19 protein-coding genes are annotated in these 17745 nt (G+C 70.7%); 9 read left to right on the forward strand and 10 right to left on the reverse strand.

All coding sequences use genetic code 11. The annotated features are described in order from the left end of the window. Window positions 1–17 precede the first annotated feature (17 nt). Entirely contained in the window at window positions 18–518 is a 501-nt protein-coding gene (locus ACFOY2_RS49470) for a hypothetical protein (protein ID WP_379535137.1), read from the forward strand. Between the two features lie 39 nt (window positions 519–557). Here the strand turns inward: ACFOY2_RS49470 and ACFOY2_RS49475 are convergent, their stop codons facing one another. Continuing rightward, window positions 558–1028, reverse strand: a complete 471-nt coding sequence (locus ACFOY2_RS49475; protein ID WP_379535138.1) for a PPOX class F420-dependent oxidoreductase — start codon at window positions 1026–1028, stop codon at window positions 558–560. A gap of 153 nt (window positions 1029–1181) precedes the next feature. Between ACFOY2_RS49475 and ACFOY2_RS49480 the strand changes: the two genes are divergently transcribed. The 6 genes from ACFOY2_RS49480 to ACFOY2_RS49505 all read left to right on the forward strand — a co-directional run bounded on the left by ACFOY2_RS49480 (window position 1182) and on the right by ACFOY2_RS49505 (window position 6767). Continuing rightward, window positions 1182–1646, forward strand: coding sequence for a hypothetical protein (locus tag ACFOY2_RS49480; RefSeq protein ID WP_379535139.1), 465 nt, complete (start codon window positions 1182–1184; stop codon window positions 1644–1646). Between the two features lie 205 nt (window positions 1647–1851). Continuing rightward, window positions 1852–2625: an RNA polymerase sigma factor SigF gene (locus tag ACFOY2_RS49485; protein ID WP_379535140.1), complete on the forward strand. Its 774-nt coding sequence runs from the start codon at window positions 1852–1854 to the stop codon at window positions 2623–2625. A gap of 61 nt (window positions 2626–2686) precedes the next feature. After that, a complete protein-coding gene (locus ACFOY2_RS49490) occupies window positions 2687–3298 on the forward strand; it encodes a TetR/AcrR family transcriptional regulator (protein ID WP_379535141.1) in 612 nt (203 codons plus the stop codon). 1 nt (window position 3299) lies between these two features. Continuing rightward, on the forward strand, window positions 3300–4370 hold the full coding sequence (locus tag ACFOY2_RS49495; protein ID WP_379535142.1) for an NAD(P)-dependent alcohol dehydrogenase: 1071 nt from the start codon (window positions 3300–3302) through the stop codon (window positions 4368–4370). A gap of 22 nt (window positions 4371–4392) precedes the next feature. Then, on the forward strand, window positions 4393–5649 hold the full coding sequence (locus ACFOY2_RS49500) for a cytochrome P450 (protein WP_379535143.1): 1257 nt from the start codon (window positions 4393–4395) through the stop codon (window positions 5647–5649). A 296-nt stretch (window positions 5650–5945) separates the two neighbouring features. Further along, window positions 5946–6767, forward strand: a complete 822-nt coding sequence (locus tag ACFOY2_RS49505; protein WP_379535144.1) for a glycerophosphodiester phosphodiesterase — start codon at window positions 5946–5948, stop codon at window positions 6765–6767. Here the strand turns inward: ACFOY2_RS49505 and ACFOY2_RS49510 are convergent. Then, window positions 6751–8076 carry an amidase gene (locus ACFOY2_RS49510; RefSeq protein ID WP_379535145.1) on the reverse strand — a complete coding sequence of 442 codons (1326 nt, stop codon included), beginning with the start codon at window positions 8074–8076 and terminating at the stop codon, window positions 6751–6753. The two genes, ACFOY2_RS49505 and ACFOY2_RS49510, sit on opposite strands and share 17 nt — an antisense overlap. Window positions 8077–8245: 169 nt before the next feature. Here ACFOY2_RS49510 and ACFOY2_RS49515 point away from each other — a divergent pair, with 169 nt between their 5' ends. Continuing rightward, window positions 8246–9106, forward strand: coding sequence for a TIGR03619 family F420-dependent LLM class oxidoreductase (locus ACFOY2_RS49515; protein WP_379535146.1), 861 nt, complete (start codon window positions 8246–8248; stop codon window positions 9104–9106). Between the two features lie 203 nt (window positions 9107–9309). Here the strand turns inward: ACFOY2_RS49515 and ACFOY2_RS49520 are convergent, their stop codons facing one another. Next, window positions 9310–9474 carry a hypothetical protein gene (locus ACFOY2_RS49520; protein ID WP_379535147.1) on the reverse strand — a complete coding sequence of 55 codons (165 nt, stop codon included), beginning with the start codon at window positions 9472–9474 and terminating at the stop codon, window positions 9310–9312. A 133-nt stretch (window positions 9475–9607) separates the two neighbouring features. Here ACFOY2_RS49520 and ACFOY2_RS49525 point away from each other — a divergent pair, with 133 nt between their 5' ends. Beyond that, the gene (locus tag ACFOY2_RS49525) at window positions 9608–10126 is read left to right on the forward strand and encodes a GNAT family N-acetyltransferase (RefSeq protein ID WP_379535148.1); all 519 of its coding nucleotides are present in this window, start codon (window positions 9608–9610) and stop codon (window positions 10124–10126) included. A 41-nt stretch (window positions 10127–10167) separates the two neighbouring features. Here ACFOY2_RS49525 and ACFOY2_RS49530 read toward each other — a convergent pair whose 3' ends face one another. From ACFOY2_RS49530 to ACFOY2_RS49560, 7 genes are all read right to left on the reverse strand, one after another. Beyond that, on the reverse strand, window positions 10168–11025 hold the full coding sequence (locus ACFOY2_RS49530; RefSeq protein ID WP_379535149.1) for an aldo/keto reductase: 858 nt from the start codon (window positions 11023–11025) through the stop codon (window positions 10168–10170). Between the two features lie 45 nt (window positions 11026–11070). Then, window positions 11071–11760, reverse strand: coding sequence for a GNAT family N-acyltransferase (locus ACFOY2_RS49535; RefSeq protein ID WP_379535150.1), 690 nt, complete (start codon window positions 11758–11760; stop codon window positions 11071–11073). Continuing rightward, window positions 11750–12541, reverse strand: a complete 792-nt coding sequence (locus ACFOY2_RS49540; protein ID WP_379535151.1) for a methyltransferase domain-containing protein — start codon at window positions 12539–12541, stop codon at window positions 11750–11752. Before ACFOY2_RS49540 ends, ACFOY2_RS49535 begins: the two co-directional genes overlap by 11 nt. A gap of 389 nt (window positions 12542–12930) precedes the next feature. After that, on the reverse strand, window positions 12931–14355 hold the full coding sequence (locus ACFOY2_RS49545) for an arabinose isomerase (RefSeq protein ID WP_379535152.1): 1425 nt from the start codon (window positions 14353–14355) through the stop codon (window positions 12931–12933). A 33-nt stretch (window positions 14356–14388) separates the two neighbouring features. Beyond that, window positions 14389–15231 (reverse strand): discoidin domain-containing protein, encoded by an 843-nt coding sequence (locus tag ACFOY2_RS49550; protein WP_379535153.1) that lies wholly within the window; start codon window positions 15229–15231, stop codon window positions 14389–14391. Window positions 15232–15243: 12 nt separating this feature from the next. Beyond that, entirely contained in the window at window positions 15244–16812 is a 1569-nt protein-coding gene (locus ACFOY2_RS49555; RefSeq protein WP_379535154.1) for an alkaline phosphatase D family protein, read from the reverse strand. A gap of 106 nt (window positions 16813–16918) precedes the next feature. Beyond that, on the reverse strand, window positions 16919–17704 hold the full coding sequence (locus ACFOY2_RS49560; protein ID WP_379535155.1) for a DeoR/GlpR family DNA-binding transcription regulator: 786 nt from the start codon (window positions 17702–17704) through the stop codon (window positions 16919–16921). Window positions 17705–17745 lie beyond the last annotated feature (41 nt).

Consider the following 17745-nt stretch of genomic DNA (forward strand, 5'->3'; position numbering starts at 1 on the left):
GCTTGTAAGGTTTTCTCGTGCGTTTCCGCGTTGCCGCCTGCGTACTGTCACTGCTGTTCTCCTCGGCCGCATGCGGCGGCGGCCCGGTGTCTGCCGCCTCGCCCCCTCCCACATCGCCCGCCCCGGCGACACCCAGCCAGGAGCCGAGCGACCCGCCGGCCCCGGTCTCTCCCAGCCAGGAACCGAGCGACCCGCCCGCTTCCGCGTCGCCCAGTTCGTCGCCGAGCAGGTCGGTTGCGCTGGCCGGGCCCCGAACGGTGTGCGGCGAGGTCCAGCCGTTGAACGACGGCCCGCTGGCCGTGGTGGCGGTTGGCGCCGGTCGCGTCGACTGCAAGGAAGCGATGAGCGTCTTTCGCGCCTACTACCGCAGCGACACCCCCAAGCAGGGCAGCGCCGGGATCGCGACGGTCAAGGGGTGGCGGTGCGCCAGCAACTCGGCCGCCCAGGCGAGCACCACCGGACGGCTCTCCACGTGCGGGAAGGACTCCGTCAAGATCGTGGCTGACGTCATCCCCTGATCCCGCCCGGGCCCGGCGGGTTACGCCTTTCCGGCCTCGTCACTCCTCGGAGACCAGGCGCGCGGGAAAACCGCCGGTCGCGATGGGGCCCCACTGGTCGATGTGGAGGCGGATCAACGACTTGTCCTGGCGGCGCATGGCTTCGCGGTACTCGTCCCAATCGGGATGCTCGCCCGCGATGCACCGGTAGTACTCGACCAGCGCCTCAAGGGCCTCGGGCATGTCGAGCACCTCGGCGCGCCCGTCGACCTGGACGTACGGGCCGTTCCACTCCTCGGACAGCACGCAGATCGAGGCCCGCTCGTCGCGCCGGGCGTTGCGTGCCTTGGCGCGGTCGGGATAGGTGGAGACCACGATCCTGCCGCCCTCGTCGACGCCGCACGAGACCGGCGAGAGCTGCGGCCGCCCGTCCCTGCGGGTGGTCGAGAGCAGGCCGTGGTGCCTCGGGCGGAGGAAGTCGAGCAGTTCGGGCAGGTCTACGCGGCGCGCGGTCGCGATGCTTGGAGCCATCTCAGGTGCCTTTCACTCATGTCAGACTCTGATCTTTTCATCCCGCCGTACCCGGTCCGCGTCGGTCCGGCCCCGGGGTGTCGGGACGCTCGGTTCCGAGCCGCATACTGGTCGCGACCATCCGGTGACCTGCGGCTGCCACGATCCGGCGCCATGAAAAGAGCGTTACCGGCGACCGCCGTGCTGGCGATCGCCCTTGCGGGCTGCGCGGGCACCCCGTCCGTCGCCCCGCCCGTCGCATCGCCTGCCGTGCCGCCGCCCGGCACACTCCACCCGGGAGCGGTGCGGTATCACGCGACCGACCTGCGGCCGGGCGACTGCATCGACCCGATGCCGACGGACTTCTCGGTGACGGTCGTGCCGTGTGACCAGCCGCACGCGGCGGAGTTCGCCACCACCTACATCGCGCCCAGGGGGCCGTACCCGGGCGCGGTCACGCTGGACCGGCTGGTCCGGGAGGAGTGCACGCCGCTGATGCGGTACGTGCCGTCGAGGAAGGACGAGGTCACCGTGTACGGGCTCATTCCGTTGGAGAGCGACTGGCCTCGCTTCAGGGCCCTGTACTGCCTGGCCGTCCCGGTCGACGGCGGCCGGCTCGTCGGGCGCGTCATCAAGTAGGGGGAGAGCGCCCGTCCACGTCGCGGCGGGCCTGCCCAGCTGGCCGTAACAATTTTGTTACCTCCTGGATGGTGAAGGACGGCGATCAGCGGGCATTGTTGATCATTGAAGTCCAGCAGAGGGCTTCGCCTCACGCGAACGAGGCGTGCCTCTGCACGGGCTTTATTTCATGGGCAGGGGCCGCTTGCACAGTTTGGAGCAGCACATGCCTGTCCTGGATCTCGCATTCGAGCAGCTCACCGCCGAGAACCTCCTGGTCGAGCTGGCCGACCCCGGTACTTCGGAACTGCACGCCGTGCGCATTCGCGAGCGCCTGGTGGAGATGCACGAGGGGCTGGTCGCCGATGTCGCCCGCCGCTACCGCTACCGCGGTGAGCCCCTGGAGGACCTGCGCCAGGCGGCCTACGTCGGGCTGATGAAGGCCGTCAACGGCTTCGACCCCAGCCTCGGGCACGAGTTCAGGGGATACGCCATGATCACCATGGTCGGCGAGGTCAAGCGGCACTTCCGCGACCGTACGTGGGCCATCCGGGTGCCGCGCGTCTACCAGGAGCGCCGCATCGAGCTCAACAAGGCCACCGCCGAACTGACCCAGACCCTCGGCCACTCGCCGACCGTCGCCGAGCTGTCCGCCAAGATGGGCCTGTCGGAAGAGGACGTCCTGCTCACCATGGAGGCGTCCACCGCCTACACCGCGCTGTCGCTGGACGCCCCCGTCAACAGCGGCGACGACGACCCCGCCGAGCTCGGCGACTTCCTGCCCGCCCAGGACGACTCGCTCAACCACCTGCTCGACAGGCACGCGGTCAAGCCCCTCATCGACGCGCTGCCGAGCCGGGAGCGGAACATCCTGCTGATGCGCTTCTACGGGAACATGACCCAGTCGGAGATCGCCCAGGAGTTCGGCATCTCGCAGATGCACGTCTCCCGCATCCTGCGCGCCGTGCTCACCCAGCTCCGCGGCGCCCTGTCGGAATGACCGCGGACGTCCGGCGCCCAACGATCATGACAGGGTCCCGGCGTCTGGCAAACTGACGTTCATGACAGGACGAGGTCGCCCGCCGGACCCCGACCTCGAAGCACGGGTCCACGCCGCGGCGCTCGAACTGTATGCCGAGGTCGGCTGGGCCGGGTTCAGCCTCGACGTGGTGGCCCGCAGGGCCCGGGTGGGCAAGGCGGCGCTGTACGGCAGGTGGGGCAGCAAGGAGCGGCTGATCGTCGACGCCCTGTCGGGCTGGCGGCCGAGGCAGCCCTTGGTGGAGTGGCCGGGGCCGCTGCGCGAAGACCTGGTCAGGATGGCCACCGCCATCCTCGACGGCTACTTCGACCGCCACGGCCTGGTCCTGCTGCGCGCCCAGGTCGAGGCGAAGGTCTATCCCGAGCTGTTCGGGCAGGCGCTGGAGGAGCTCCAGCGCGAGCGGATCGTGGCCGGCCGCGCGATCGTGGTCGGCGCCATCGAACGCGGCGAACTCCCGGCGGGGACGTCGCCCGCGCTCGTCCTCGACGCGGTCGCCGGCATCCTCACCAACCACGTCCTGTCGACCCCGGCCAGCCGGATGCCCGCCCTCGCCGAGCGCAAACACAAGTACGCCGAGGAGACCGTGGACTTCGTGCTGTCCGCCGTCGGCTACGCCCCAGAAACGGAGCACTGAGATGCGAACGCGAGCGGCGGTCCTGCGCCACCCCGGCAAGCCCTTCGCCGTCGAGGACGTCGAACTCGGCGAACCCGGCCCTGGAGAGGCGCTGGTCCGCATCGCCGGCGCGGGGATGTGCCACACCGACGTGATCTTCCGCGAGCTGCCCGAACTGCCGGCGCCGATGGTGTTCGGGCACGAGGGGTCGGGCGTGGTCGAGGCCGTGGGTCCGGGCGTGACGAGGGTCGCGCCCGGCGACCATGTCGTGATGAGCTACGACTCGTGCGGTTGGTGCGGCCAGTGCATGGCGGGCGCGGCCCCGTACTGTGACGAGTTCATGGCGCGCAACCTGAGCGGGGTGCGCGCCGACGGCTCGACCGGGGCCACCGACGCGGACGGCGGGCCGGTCGCGGCCCGCTGGTTCGGCCAGTCCTCCTTCGCCGCCCACGCCGTCGCCACCGAACGCAACCTCGTCACCGTCGATCCGTCGCTGCCGCTCGAACTGCTCGGCCCGCTCGGCTGCGGCCTGCAGACCGGGGCGGGCTCGGTGCTGATCGCGCTGAACGTGCGCGCCGGGTCCAGCCTCGCGGTGTTCGGCGTCGGGCCCGTCGGGCTGGCGGCGGTCATGGCGGCCAAGGTCGCGGGCGCCGCCGAGATCGTCGCGGTCGACCTGCACGCGGGCCGGCGCGAGCTGGCCATGGAACTGGGCGCCACCAGGGCCGTCGACGGCGCCGATCCCGCCCTGGCCGCCGTCGTCGGCCAGGTCGACCACTCCTTCGACACCACCGGCGTGCCCGACGTGGTGCGTACCGCGATCTCCGTGCTGCGCCCGCGCGGCACCTGCGGGCTGGTCGGCGTGGGCGGCGACATCACGGTGCCGCCCATGGCGCTGGCCGGCCGCAGCCTCCGCTACATCTTCGAAGGCGACGCCGTGCCCCAGCAGTTCATCCCGCACCTGATCGGGCTGTGGCGGCAGGGCCGGTTCCCGTTCGACCGCCTGATCCGCACGTACCCGCTGGACGAGATCAACGACGCCGAACGCGACTCCGCGAACGGCACGACCATCAAGCCCATTCTGCTGCCGTCATGACCATCCACAACCGGGGGGCCTTATGAACATGACCATCGAGCAGGCGGGGCGCATGCTCGCCGACGCCGTCTCCTACACCGACGAGAGGCGGCTGCACGACGCGCTCACCCTGCTGCGCCGGCAGGCGCCGGTCCACCTCGTGCAGGCACCGGAATACGATCCCTTCTACGCCGTCACCCGGCACGCCGACATCATGGCGATCGAACGCGACCACACCCTGTGGCTCAACGAGCCGCGCCCGATCCTGGGCAAGGCGGCCTTCGAGAAGCTCGCCAGGGAACAGGCGGCGCAGGGCATCGCGCTGAAGACGCTGGTGCACATGGACGACCCGCAGCACCGGGTGATCAGGGCGATCGGCGCCGACTGGTTCCGTCCCAAGGCCATGCGCGACCTGGAGGGCCGCGTCCAGGAGCTCGCCCGCCGTTACGTCGACCGGATGGCCGAGTTCGGCGGCGAGTGCGACTTCGCGACCCAGGTCGCCGTGCACTACCCGCTGTATGTGATCCTCTCGCTGCTCGGCCTGCCCGAGTCCGACTTCCCCCGCATGCTCAAGCTCACCCAGGAGCTGTTCGGCGGCGCGGACGCCGAGACCCGGCGCGGCGAGAGCGCGGAAGACCAGTTCGCCGTGCTGCTGGACTTCTTCGCCTACTTCCAGGACCTCACCGCCGCCCGCCGCGCCCACCCCACCGAGGACCTGGCCTCCGCCATCGCCAACGCCCGGGTGGACGGCGAACCGCTCAGCGACATCGACACGGCCTCCTACTACGTCATCATCGCCAGCGCCGGCCACGACACCACCAGCTCCACGGTCGCGGGCGGGCTCCACGCCCTCATCGAGCACCCCGCCCAGCTCGCCCGGCTGCGCGAGGACCCCGGCCTGCTGCCGCTCGCGGTCGACGAGATGATCCGCTGGGTCACGCCCGTCAAGGAGTTCATGCGGACGGCGTCGGCCGACACCATCCTGCACGACGTGCCGATCAAGAAGGGCGAGTCGGTGCTGCTGTCCTACCCCTCGGCCAACCGCGACGAGGAGGTGTTCACCGACCCGTTCGCCTTCGACATCGGCCGCGACCCCAACCGCCACCTCGCCTTCGGCTTCGGCGTGCACTACTGCCTGGGGGCGGCGCTGGCCAAGATGGAGCTGAAGGCGCTGTTCGCCGAGCTGCTGCCGAGGCTGGAGAGCGTCGAGCTCGCGGGCGAGCCCGAGTGGACCGCCACGACGTTCGTCGGCGGCATCAAGCACCTGCCCATCCGCTACAAGCTGCGGCCGTCGGCCTGACGCTGCTTCCCCTACGACACGCACATCACCAAGGCGATGTCCGGTGACAGCCGGTCCGTGGCCGCGCCCGCGGCGGGGCCACGGACCGGCCGGGCTTGTCGGGGATCGCGGCGGGCGGGGCGGAGGCCCTGCTCAAGCGGCTCTTTGCAGGTGACAAAGAGTTCGTGTGAACGCGATCGACACGCCGGTCCGGGTCAGTCGTTGCGGGTATTAGTGGGCACTTTTCTTCGTAACTCGACATAGACGTACTTGTCGGGTTCGGGTTGCAGATACGCGGCCAATCCGGAGGAAAGAACATGTACCGCTTGCTCGGCGTCGTCATCACCGTCGCCCTGATCCTCATGACGAGGCCCGCTCAGGCCGCGCCGAACGTCGACAACATCGCGCACCGGGGCGGCGCCGGGTACGGGCCCGAGAACACCATCGCCGCCTGCGTCCTGTCCGGGAAGCAGGGGGCGAACATGTGCGAGTTCGACGTCCAGCAGACCAACGACGGCGAACTCGTCCTGATCCACGACCAGACGCTGAACCGCACCACCAACGTCGAGGACGTCTACCCGGAGCGGGCCCCGTGGCGGGTCGCCGACTTCACGCTGGAGGAGATCAGACGGCTGGACGCGGGCTCATGGTTCTCCTCGCGTTACCAAGGCGAGGGCGTGCCCACGCTCAAGCAGGCCCTGGACAACATGGGCGGGGGCGGGCCAGGACTGCTGCTGGAGATCAAGCACTCACCGCTGAACCCGGGCATCGACCGGCGGGTGGCCACCGAGCTGCAGGAGAACCGTTCCCTGTGGGGCGGCAAGCGGCTGGTCCTGCAGGCGTTCGACTGGAAGGCGGTGCGCGCGCTGCACCGGATGTTGCCGGAGGTGCCCGTCGTGGTGATCGGCAAGCCGGGCCTCGGGCAGCTCGACGAGCTGTCCGGGTACGCCAAGGGCATCACCCTCCCGCATTCCGGGCTCACCCCCGACTACATCTCCAAGGTCCACGATCGGGGCATGCGGGTCTATACCTCTACGGCGAACCGGCGGCCCCTCATCCGGCGGCTGATCGCGTACGGCGTGGACGGCATCATGACCAACAGGCCAGACCGCGTCTGGAGCGTCAAGCGGCGCTGGTAGCCCGCAGGGCGGCGGCCTCGAAGAGCAGGGGCTCCTGCCCCGGGCGGCAGACGAGCTGCAGGCCGACCGGCAGGCCGTCCACCGTGCCCGCGGGCACGGTCAGGGCGGGCAGACCGGCCACGTTCCACGGACTGGTCAGCGCGAGCAGGGCGGCGCGCACGAGGAAGGCCCGGCCGTCCAGCTCGCCTTCGCGCTGCTGGAGCGGGGGAGCGGTGATCGGCACGGTCGGCAGGGCGACGACGTCATGGTGCGCGAACAGCGCGGCGACCACCGAGCCGAGCTCCACCCGCCGCTCCACCGCCTGGACGTACCTCCAGCCGGGCAGCTCGCCGGCCACGCGCAGCCGCTCGCGCACCTCGGGGTCGAACAGCTCGGGCGCGTGCACCATTCGGGAGGCGTGCACGGCCGCCGCCTCGCAGCTCTGGATCACGGTGTACGTCTCCTGCAGCGCCTCGGCGACGCCGGACGGCAGCCTTACCTCGTCCTGGGCGCCCGACACCCCGCGCACGGCGTCCACCACGCGCGGATCGCCCGCGAACAGCTCGGCCGGGTCGAGCCAGGCCACCCGCACCTGGCGCTCGCCCTCGAACGGCCGGGTCGAGGCCAGGCACCCGTAGGCGGCCAGGCAGTCCCGTTCGTCGGCCGCCAGGACGCCGACGTGGTCGAAGCTGCGCGACAGCGGGAAGACGCCGCCCGTGGGGATCGCCCCGAAAGCGGGCTTGAACCCGGCGATCCCGCACAGAGCAGCAGGGATGCGGACGGAGCCGCCCGTGTCCGTGCCGAGCGCCAGCGGCACCATGCCCGCCGCCACGGCCGCCGCGCTGCCGCCGCTGGAGCCGCCCGACATGCGCGCCGGGTCGTGGGGGTTGCGTGACGGGCCGCCCGCCGAGCGGTCGCCGGTGGGCCCGTACGCGAACTCGTGCGTCGTGGTCTTGCCCACGACGACCGCCCCGGCGCGACGCAGCCGCGTCACGCACTCGGCGTCGGCCGCCGGGACGTGGCCGGCGAAGTGCCGCGACCCCATGCTCGCCGGCAGGCTCGCGACGTCGATGAGATCCTTCACCCCGACGGGGATGCCGTGCAGCGGCCCGCGGTCGGTCCCTCCGGCCAGCTCCTCATCCGCCCGCAGCGCCGCGGCGAGCGCCCCTTCGGGGTCCACGGTGACGAACGCGTTCAGGTGCGGATCGAGCTCGGCGACGGCGTCGAGCGCCTGCTTGGCCAGCTCGGCCGCGCTGGTCCGCCCTTCGCGCAGGTCCTGGGCGAGGCCGGAGACGGTACGGCCGGTGAAAGGGCCGGGGGAGAGCGGCATGGGGACCTTTCTGGGGTGTGTGGCTTATCGGAGCCTTCCACACCCTTTCTACCAGCGCTTTCGTGGAGCATAGCGGTCGCTGCCGGACTTCCGGGCAGCGGTTTGCCTGACACCGGCGTCAAGGTTCTAACGTGGCCGTGATCACGTGTCCGCCGCCCGGAGGAGTGAGATGAAATTCGGGATCAGCTACAACACCGCCTTCTGGGGGGTCGACCCCGATAAGATCGCGGCTTTCGCCAGGCATGCCGAGGGCTGCGGTTTCGAGTCCCTGTACGTGCCCGAGCACATCGCGCTGTATCCCGGTGCCGCGGTCGGCCCGTACGAACTCCCGCCGACGCTGCCCTACGCCGACCCGATCGACCTCCTGGGCTTCGTCGCCGCCGCCACACAGCGGATCACGCTCGGGACGGGCGTGCTGCTGCTGCCGTACCACCACCCGGTGATCCTGGCCAAGCGCCTGGCGACCGTCGACGTGCTGTCCAAGGGACGGATGCGGCTGCTGACCGTGGGGCTCGGCTCCCTGCCCGGCGAGGCCAAGGCGGCGGGAGTCGACTTCGCCGTCCGAGGCCGCCGCGCCGACGAAGCCATCGACGTGCTGCGCCTGCTCTGGGGCGGGGGCGAGGACGGCGTCACCCACAAGGGGGAGTTCTTCGCCTTCGACGACCTGTGCCAGTTCCCGAAGCCCGCCGGGGTCACGCACCTGCCGATCCACGTCGGCGGGTCGAGCAGGGCGGCCGCGCGCCGCGCCGGGCGACGCGGCGACGGGTACTTCCCCGGCGGCATGCTCGACCTTGAGGAACGCGCGGCCCAACTGGACATCGCCCGCACGGCCGCCATCGAGGCCGGACGTGATCCGCAGGCGTTGGAGTACACGCGGTGGGGGACGGGCGACATGTCCCCAGAACAGGTCGGGGAGCTGGCCGAACAGGGCGTCACCCGGACCGTCATAAGCCTGGCCGCCGGGGAACTGGAGCAGCAGCGCGATGAGATGTCGGCCTTCGCCGAACGGTTCGGTCTCGGTTCCGCTTGAGGGTCTTTGAGTAGGGGGTACCGTCTGACCGCGCCAGGTCGCGTAGTTTCAGGCCGGCTTCGGGAACGTCTCCACTGTCCTGCTCTTCGCTCGGGCCGCGACAGGAGTCCCGAAGCTGAGCCGCGCCACCCTGCCCCTTGATCAGGGGCGGGTGGCTACGTGCCGGACTTCGTGAAGTAGGCGGCGCTCGCCGCGTCCGCCGGCTAGTACGACTCGATCGCGACCTCGTCCAGGGTGATGTCCATCGGGGTGCCGAACGTGGTGGTGGTCGAGAACAGCCGCAGCTCTCGTTCGCCGAAGCGTGGGAGATCATCGAGCCGGTGGCGCAGGCGTCGGCCAATCTGGCGTGGTGGGAACCCGCCGATCACTGACGCGATTTCCGCGGCGGAACGAACGTGATCTCACGGGCAATGGCGGGAAATATCCAATGGTTGCCGCAGAGTCTTCATCGAGGCCTATACCGGTCGAGAAGCCGTGAAAGCGGATGGATAGGGTTCGATCATGGTCAACTGGGTGCATCTTGAGCTGGACGTGGACGCCTTCGACGACGCCGCGTACGAGCCCTACCTGGTGAGGGCCCGCGAGTCCGGCATCGGGTTCACGACCATGGCCGAGGCCGGCGACGGGCCCGAGCAGCGTCGCGCGCTCTACGAGCTCAACAGGGCGTGCTCGGCCGACATCCCCGAACGCGGCGAGTTCTTCACCTACGCGGCCTATGTCGCGCACCGCTTCGACGTGCCGTCCTACGATCCTGCGGGCGTCGTGCTGGCCACCCGCGCGGGCGAGTGGATCGGGATGACCGCGACGTCGCTGCACCCGTCAGACGGCCAGGCGTTCAGCGAGATGACCGGCGTGCTCGCCCCCCACCGGGGGCGGGGACTGTCGCTGGCGTTGAAGCTGCTGGCCATCCGTTTCGTCCGGGCCGCAGGCTTCGCGCGGATGGTGACCTTCCACCATCCGCGCAACGCCTCGGCCATCGCCATGAACCGCCGCCTCGGCTTCGTCGACCGGGCAGCCTGAACCGAGACCAGGCCAAGCTGTCGGGTCAGGCCGCGCCAGGATCAGCCGAGCCGGGCCAGCTCCTCCTCGCTGAGCTCCAGGGCATCGGCGCCGATGCTGTCGAGGATGGTCTCGGGACGGCTGGCGCCGGGGATGGGGATCACGACGGGGCTGCGGGCCAGTTCCCAGGCCAGGCAGACCCGCTGCGGGGAGACGCCGCGCGCTTCGGCGATCTCGGCGAAGGCGGCGTGCCGCTCTCGCAGGTCCTCGGTACGGCCGATGCCGCCGAGCGGCGACCACGGAAGGAAGGCCAGGCCGAGCTCGGCGCAGACGTCGATCTCGGGCTCGCTGGTGCGAAAGCGCGGGGAGTACTCGTTCTGCACGCTCACCAGGCGGTCGCCGAGGATGCCGTGGGCCTGCCTGATCTGCTCCGGGTCGGCGTTCGAGATGCCCGCCATCTGGATCTTGCCGGCGTCGTGCAGGTCCTTCAGCGCGCCCATGGTCTCCTCGTAGGGCACCTTCGGGTCGGGCCGGTGGTGCTGGTAGAGGTCGATGCTGTCCACGCCGAGGGCCTTCAGCGAGCGGTCGCAGGCCTGCTTGATGTACGACGGGCGGCCGTCGTGCTCCCAGCCGCCGCCGGGCGTGCGGACGGCCCCGCCCTTGGTGGCGACGAGCACCGTGGCGGCGTCGCCCGCCCACAGGGCGATGGCGCGGGCGACCAGGCGTTCGTTGTGGCCGACCTCCTCGTGCGACGGGGTGTAGGCGTCGGCCGTGTCGATCAGGGTGACGCCGGCGTCCAGGGCCGCGAGAATCGTACGGATCGATTGGCCCTCGTCCGGCATGTGCCCCGCGACCGACATGGGCATGGCGCCGAGCCCGACGGCTCCGACGGGGCGGCCTCCGATGGTGCGGGTTCTCATGGCATTGTGCATAGGGACAGATTGTCGGCTGGAGTGCACTCCAGGTCAATGTCGGCGCAGCGCCGCGCTCACCGCCGGGGCGATCTCCTCGACGAACTCTGGACGATGGTCGAGGAGCTGTTCGGGCGCGCAGGCCAGCAGTTTGACGGTGTCGCCCACGTCCGGCATCGGATGGGGCGTCGCCGAGACCTCCTGGAAGCCGAACTGGCGAAGCAGCGCGTCCTGCCCGGTGGCCGTGCCGGCGAGCACCCAGATCAGCTTCCTGTGGGCCCGCCGGGTCAGGAGCGCGCCCGCCACGATGAGGAGTTGTCCGATGCGCCGGCCGCGATGGCGTGGGTCGACGACCCAGCGCGCGCCCTCGAACACGTCGGACCGGCGCAGCCCGCGTGAGCTCATCAGCCGGGTCGCCGTCGGCTCGTCCAGCGCCATCACCCGGCTGACCGGCAGCCGTTCGAGCGGCGCGGCGCGCGCCGTCGCCACTATCGCGCCGGTCGAACGCGACCTGACCATCAGATGATAGGCGTGTACGTCGTGCTCGTCGGCGTCGTCGAACGCCCCGTCCGCCAGTCTGAAATGCGGAAAACGGCCGTTCTGATATATCACCTCGCCGCGGAAGGATCTGATTTCCCGCTGCCACGGATAGCGATCGAACGAATCCGGACCGTCGGTCGGCGGGTAAATCTCCAGATGTAACTCCCGCAGCGGCGACCTCTCGCGCACCTGGTTATCGGTCACGGCCCGCCGCCGCCACATATATCGGCATCGCCGCCATGAATTCCGCGCGTTCGTCGGCCGCCGACAAAGCGGCGAACCATGCCTGTCTGTCGGCCTCCGGGATGTGCGCCGACAGGCGCCGGTCCAGAACCGGAGTAACGGCCGCCGCGTCGGCCAGGACGGTGGAAATCACGGTGACCGCGCGCAGCGCCGGATCGGCCAGCCCCGCCCGCGCGAACCGGCGCCGCAATGTGCGGCCGATGGTCGGCTGCGCCACTTTCCGCTGGAACGCGGTCAGCACACGGGACGTCAGCGCCTCCTCCACCCCGTCGACCACCAGCGCGCCCCAGTCGACGTCGACGACGCACAGGCGCCCTCCAGGGGCGAGCGCGCGCGTCAGGTTCAGCATGGCCGCGTCGGGATCGGGCACGTGCTGCAGGACCCGCTCACACCAGACCACGTCGAACTCCTGCGGCCGCTCGAGCGTGGAAACGTCTCCGACCTGGTACGTCACCGTCGCGGCCCCCGGCGCGTCGAGGTGTTTGCCCTGGGCGGCGGCCACCATGGCGGGGCTCAGGTCCACGGCGGTCACCGATCCGCCGGGGCCCACCAGGCCCGCCAGCACCCTGGCCATGTCGCCGAGGCCGCACCCCATGTCCAGCGCCCGGCCGCCGGGCGGGACCGGCAGCAGCTCCAGCGCGGTGGCCCGCAGCGCGCGCATCGGCTCGTACCGGGAAACCCTGCCGAGATATCTCTCGGCCTCCGGTTGTTCCGCGGGCGTTTCGAAGATTTTCTTGTCCACGCGGCCCTTTCGTTAATCCCGAATAGCCTGTCAGCTCGGTCGTCAAAAACTGCAGGGGCGATAATCAGCGGATTCTCGCCGACGTCGGCGTGGCCTGCCGGAGCCTGTCGGACCGCTCTGTCAAATAACCCGTGCCGCGTGAAAGGCGGGACAAAGCGCGATGCATCGGCATCCCCGGTGGCAGCTCGAAAGTCGGCGGGTCGGCAAATTCTCGCCGAGTTTAACCCGCCGATCTCCGCGAGTCCACGCATTCCTGCGCCGGACGGATCTCACGGCGATGGGGAATTCGCCGCGGCCGGGGCGATTCAGGACGCCGTGCGGCGGCGAAATGCCCCCGAAACCTCATCCGATTGTGGAAACGACCGTTCTGGAAGCTTGAAAGGTGGGGACTACGGCTGGATGTGTGTCACCTCCGCCCCCAGCAGGTCGGCGGTCGCGCGCAGGTCGGCGGCGCGGTGGCCGGTGCCGAGCGCCCAGTGGTGCGAGATGCCGCTGGCGCTCCAGGCGTCGGTCCACTCGCCGGGGTCGCAGCCGAAGTCCACCCGCGAGGTGGTGTTGCCGATCCGCAGCAGCGGCCCCTCCACGACCTCGCCCTCCGAGACGACGAACCCGTAGCGGCCGTCCCTGGACTGCCGCAGCCCGAACGTGGTGACGGGCCCCCGCGTCACGTCGAACTCGACCGACACGCCCCAGCCGCGTTTGCCGTGGTAGACGCCCAGGCCGCGCAGCAGCGGGCGGCGGGAGCTGATGGCCAGGTGGGCCGGCCCGTCGTGGCCCATCTCGACGTGGCCTCGGTGGAAGTCGAGCGCCTGCAACTCGGTGAACGAGCCGCCCGCGCCGAGGCGGTCCATGATGAGCATGGCCAGGCTGGTGCGCAGTTCGTACTCGCCGGCGGCGGGGACGCCGCGGGCGGTGAGCAGGGACGCGCCGAGGATCATGCCGGCGCCGAGCCGTTCGTGGATCTCGCCGTCCAGCCCCCGGTGATAGTAGGCGAGGCTGTCCAGCTCGAACTCCTCGACCAGCCGGTCCAGGCCGACCGACACGCGGGCCGCCCACGCCAGGTCGTCCTCGTTCACCGAGTCGGCCAGCTCGAACACCTCGCGGGCCAGCTCGATCCGCTGGGCGGCGTCGGCGTCGGAGACCTTCTCCACGCGCACCCGCAGGTCGTCGAACTCCAGCACCTCGACGTGGCCGCCGAAGTTCGCCGAAACGAGGGTGAGGTCGGTGGCCACGTCCAGCATGCCCGGGTAGAGGTGGCCCATCAGGCCGTGCCGGCCCCGGCGCAGCGCGGCGCGCACGCCCGCCGCGCGGACCCACCGGCCGATCTTGTCCCACGCGCGCTCGTCCTCCAGGTAGCCCGACACCGAGCGGAACGGGATGCCGAGGCGGGTGAAGGCGTTGGCCATCTCGGGCAGCGGGCAGGCGCCGCAGTAGGCCAGCCACTGGCCGGTGTCGAAGGTGGCGTGGTCCATCGACTCGGTCGGCTGCAGGTTGATCAGCAGCACCGGCGCGCCGCTGCGCTGCGCGATCGGCACGAGCATGGTGGCCGTCATGTACGTGGTCAGGAACCCGACGATGAGGTCGCAGCCCTCGGCCCGCAGCTTCTCGGCCGCCGCGGCCCCCTCCTGGGCGTCGGAGATGAACCCGACGTCCACGATCTCCGCGTCCAGGCCCCGCATCCGCTCGGAGACCCGCGCGGCCGAGCGCTGGAGCTGGGGGAGCAGGTCGGGGAACTGCGGCCAGTACGCCCCCAGCCCTCCTGCGACCAGCCCCACCTTGATCTTGGGCGGCGTGATGCGGGTGAACGTGCTCAACTGGGTCTCCCTTCGATCGGCCTCATCTGGCGGTCAGCGGACTTCGACCTCCACGATGCGGGTGTAGTCGTTGGCGCCGTTCGAGGCAAGCGCCACGATGCGGACCGCCTCCGCGCTGACGGGCGCGAAGTCGGAGCGGGCGCTGCCGGCGGTGTTGCCGCGCACCTGCGCGACCGTCTGCCACTGGCCGCCCACCTGCGCCTGGACGTCCCAGTCGCGCAGCCCGAACGACGCGGCCGGATAGCGTTCGGTGTCGAGGGTGAACAACTCCACCCGCGAGACCTGCTTGGCGCCGCCGAGCGCGATGGAGACGGTGTCCGGCCAGACCCGGCCGGTGGCGTCGTTCCAGCCGTTGCCGCCGGCCCAGCCGTTGGACGAGCGGTCGCCGTCGGCGATGCTGCACGGCGGGTAGTTGGCGTTGACGTGCTGGGAGGAGGCCGTGACGGGGCGGCGCAGCGCGAGGTTGCCGCCGTTGTCGAGCCGGTCCACGGGCACGACCTCGACCGGTACGGACAACGTTCTCGCCGGGGTGCGCAGGCGCAGGCCGTACTCGCCTTCCGCGGTGCCGGGCGGGACGGCGACCAGGAGTTTCGCGCCGAGTTCGTAGCCGGGCGGCAGGTAGCTGGACAGCATGGTGCGGGAGGCGCCGAGCGGCCGGTCGATCTCCACGTTCGTGGTGGCGTACATGGGCTTCTTCGCGTCGCTGCGCATGCCGATCTCGATCTTGGCGGGGCAGGCGGGGTCCACGCCGAGCGGCGCGACCAGCCGGTCGGCGCCGGCGATCGGGGTGACGGCGTCCTTCGCAGGGCTCCATGCGGCGGCGGTGGTCGTGAGCGTGAGGGCGGCGACGGCGAGCGCGGCGGTGAGATGACGCATGATCGTTCCTTCCTAGAGCGCCTGCAGGCCGGGGACGCCGTCGAGGGTGACCAGGCTGGCCCTGGTGGAGATCGGGGCGCCGGGCCGGTCCACGTACGGGACGACCTTGAAGTCGGCCCGCCACCGCTCCTTGGTGACCTCGCACGAGACGTAGCCGCGCTGGTAGCTGGAGAACCTGACATGGGGATTGACCGGATCGTTGCCGCCCGGCGGCAGGCCGGTGGTGTTGCCGTTGCCGCCGCTGCTGACCGAGGTGCCGACGAACTCCACGCCGACGGTGCGCGAGGCCGGGTCGGCGTAGTCGGCCTTGAGCTCGCCCGCCAGGTTGTAGTGGAGGTCGCCGGTCAGCACCACGGGGTTGCGCACCCGGCGTTCGACCATGCCGTCGAGCACGCGGTCCTTGGCGGCCTGGTACCCGTCCCACAGGTCCATGCTGAGCCGTTCGGCCGGGCCCGGGTCGAAGTCGAGCCGCATCATGGCGATCTGCTGGGCCAGCACGTTCCATCGGGCGCGGGAGGCGGCCAGGCCGTCGAGCAGCCACCGTTCCTGCTCGGCGCCGAGCAGGTGCCGGGCCGGGTCGAGCCGTTCTGCGCAGTCGACCTGCTGGCCGTCGCCGCAGACCTGGTCGTCGCGGTACTGCCGGGTGTCGAGCACGTTGAACTCGGCCAGGTCGCCGAAGGCGAACCTGCGGTAGATCCGGGCGTCGGGGCCCTGCACGGCGGGCACCCTGACCGGCATGTTCTCCCAGTAGGCGCGGAAGGCGTTGGCGCGGATGACCAGGTAGTCCTGCTCGCTCACCTCGCCGCCGGGGCCGTGCGGGCCCGCCCAGTTGTCCAGCACCTCGTGGTCGTCCCAGGTGACGATCCACGGCGCGCGGTGGTGCGCGGCCTGCAGGTCGGGGTCGCTCTTGTAGAGGCCGTACTGGATGCGGAAGCGGTCGAGGGTGTCGCACTGCACCCGGAACTGCTCGGGCACGGGCGTGTTCCGCAGGCCTCCGGTCGGCACGATGCCGTACTCGTAGATGTAGTCGCCGAGGTGGAAGACCACGTCGGGCTCCTCCTCGGCGAGGTGGCGGTAGGCGCTGTAGTGGCCGTCCTGCCACAGCGCGCACGAGGCGAAGGCGAGCCGCAGCGCCTCGGGGCTGCTCCTGGGGGCGGGCGCGGTCTTGGTGCGGCCGACCGGGCTGAGCTCGCCGCCGGCGCGGAAGCGGTAGAAGTACTCGCGGCCGGGGCGCAGGCCGGTGGCGTCCACGTGGACGGAGTGGCCGTACTCGGGGTGCGCCCAGGCCGAGCCCTGGCGGGCGCGCCGGGTGAACGCCTCGTCCTCGGCGATCTCCCAGTCAACCCTGATCTTGTTGTACGGCAGCCCGCCGAGCGGCTCCAGCGGCCTGGCCGCCAGTCGCGTCCAGAGGATCACCCGGTCGGGCAGCGGATCGCCGGAGGCGACGCCGAGCTGGAAGGGATAGTCGGCGCCTTTGACGCCGGCCCGCGCGGTCCACGGGTTGGCAAGGTCGGTGGTGAAGGCCAAGGTGAGCGCGGCGCTGCCGAGCCCGAGGAACGATCGTCGCGAGGGACGTCCCATGCTGCTTCCTAAGCTGGGGTGCCAAAGCTGGGGGCGAAAGCCCTCACTTTGTAGCAAGCAGGCAAGCTCTTAACAAGATGCGAGTTAAAAATCACGCGCGATTGCGTTACAACTGCGCGACCTGAACGTTCGCATGGTGGTCGCGCAGCCGTTGGAGCAGCTCGGCCGGGGCGCCCGCGTCGACCACGACGATGTCGAAGTCGTCGAGCGGGGCCACCCGGTGCAGTGCCACCCGGGCCAGCTTGGAGCCGTCGACGGCCAGGATGCGCCGGGCGCCTGAGCGCAGCATCGCCCGCTTGACCAGCACGATCTCCTGCTCCTGGTGGAAGGCGTAGGTCTCGGAGATGGCGGAGGTGGAGACCACGACCACGTCCGTGCTGACCGACTCGACCGCGTCCACGCAGCCGAGGCCGAGGAAGGAGTCGTGGCTGGCGTGGTACTCGCCGCCCAGCGCGATGAGCCTGATGTCGGGGGTGCCGGCCAGCAACCTGATCGCCTCCAGGAAGTTGGTCACCACGGTCAGCGGGGCCAGCTCGCCCAGGTGGCGGGCCACGGCCAGCGCCGTCGTCGAGTCGTCGAGCATGACCGAGCTGCCCGGCTCGATCAGCCCCGCCACCAGCCGGGCGATGGCGTCCTTCTCCGCCGTGTGCGCCTTGAGCCGGTAGGCGATGTTGCTCTCCCAGACGTTGCTGGCCTGGGCGGTGGCACCGCCGCGGACCTTGCGCACCATGCCCTGGCGCTCCAGCTCGTCGAGGTCGCGGTGGACGGTCATCACGCTCACGCCGAAGCTCTCGGCGAGCTCGGTCACCGAGGCGGAGCCCTGCCGCACGATGTGCTCGGCCATGTCGTGCCATCGCGCTGACCTGCTGGAGGTGTGCTGCCGAGGATTCACCTGAGTCTCCACCCTCTCGGACGGCTGTGGATCTTACTCTT

Origin of the sequence: Nonomuraea purpurea (assembly GCF_042650645.1) — a bacterium.
GTDB lineage: Bacteria > Actinomycetota > Actinomycetes > Streptosporangiales > Streptosporangiaceae > Nonomuraea > Nonomuraea purpurea.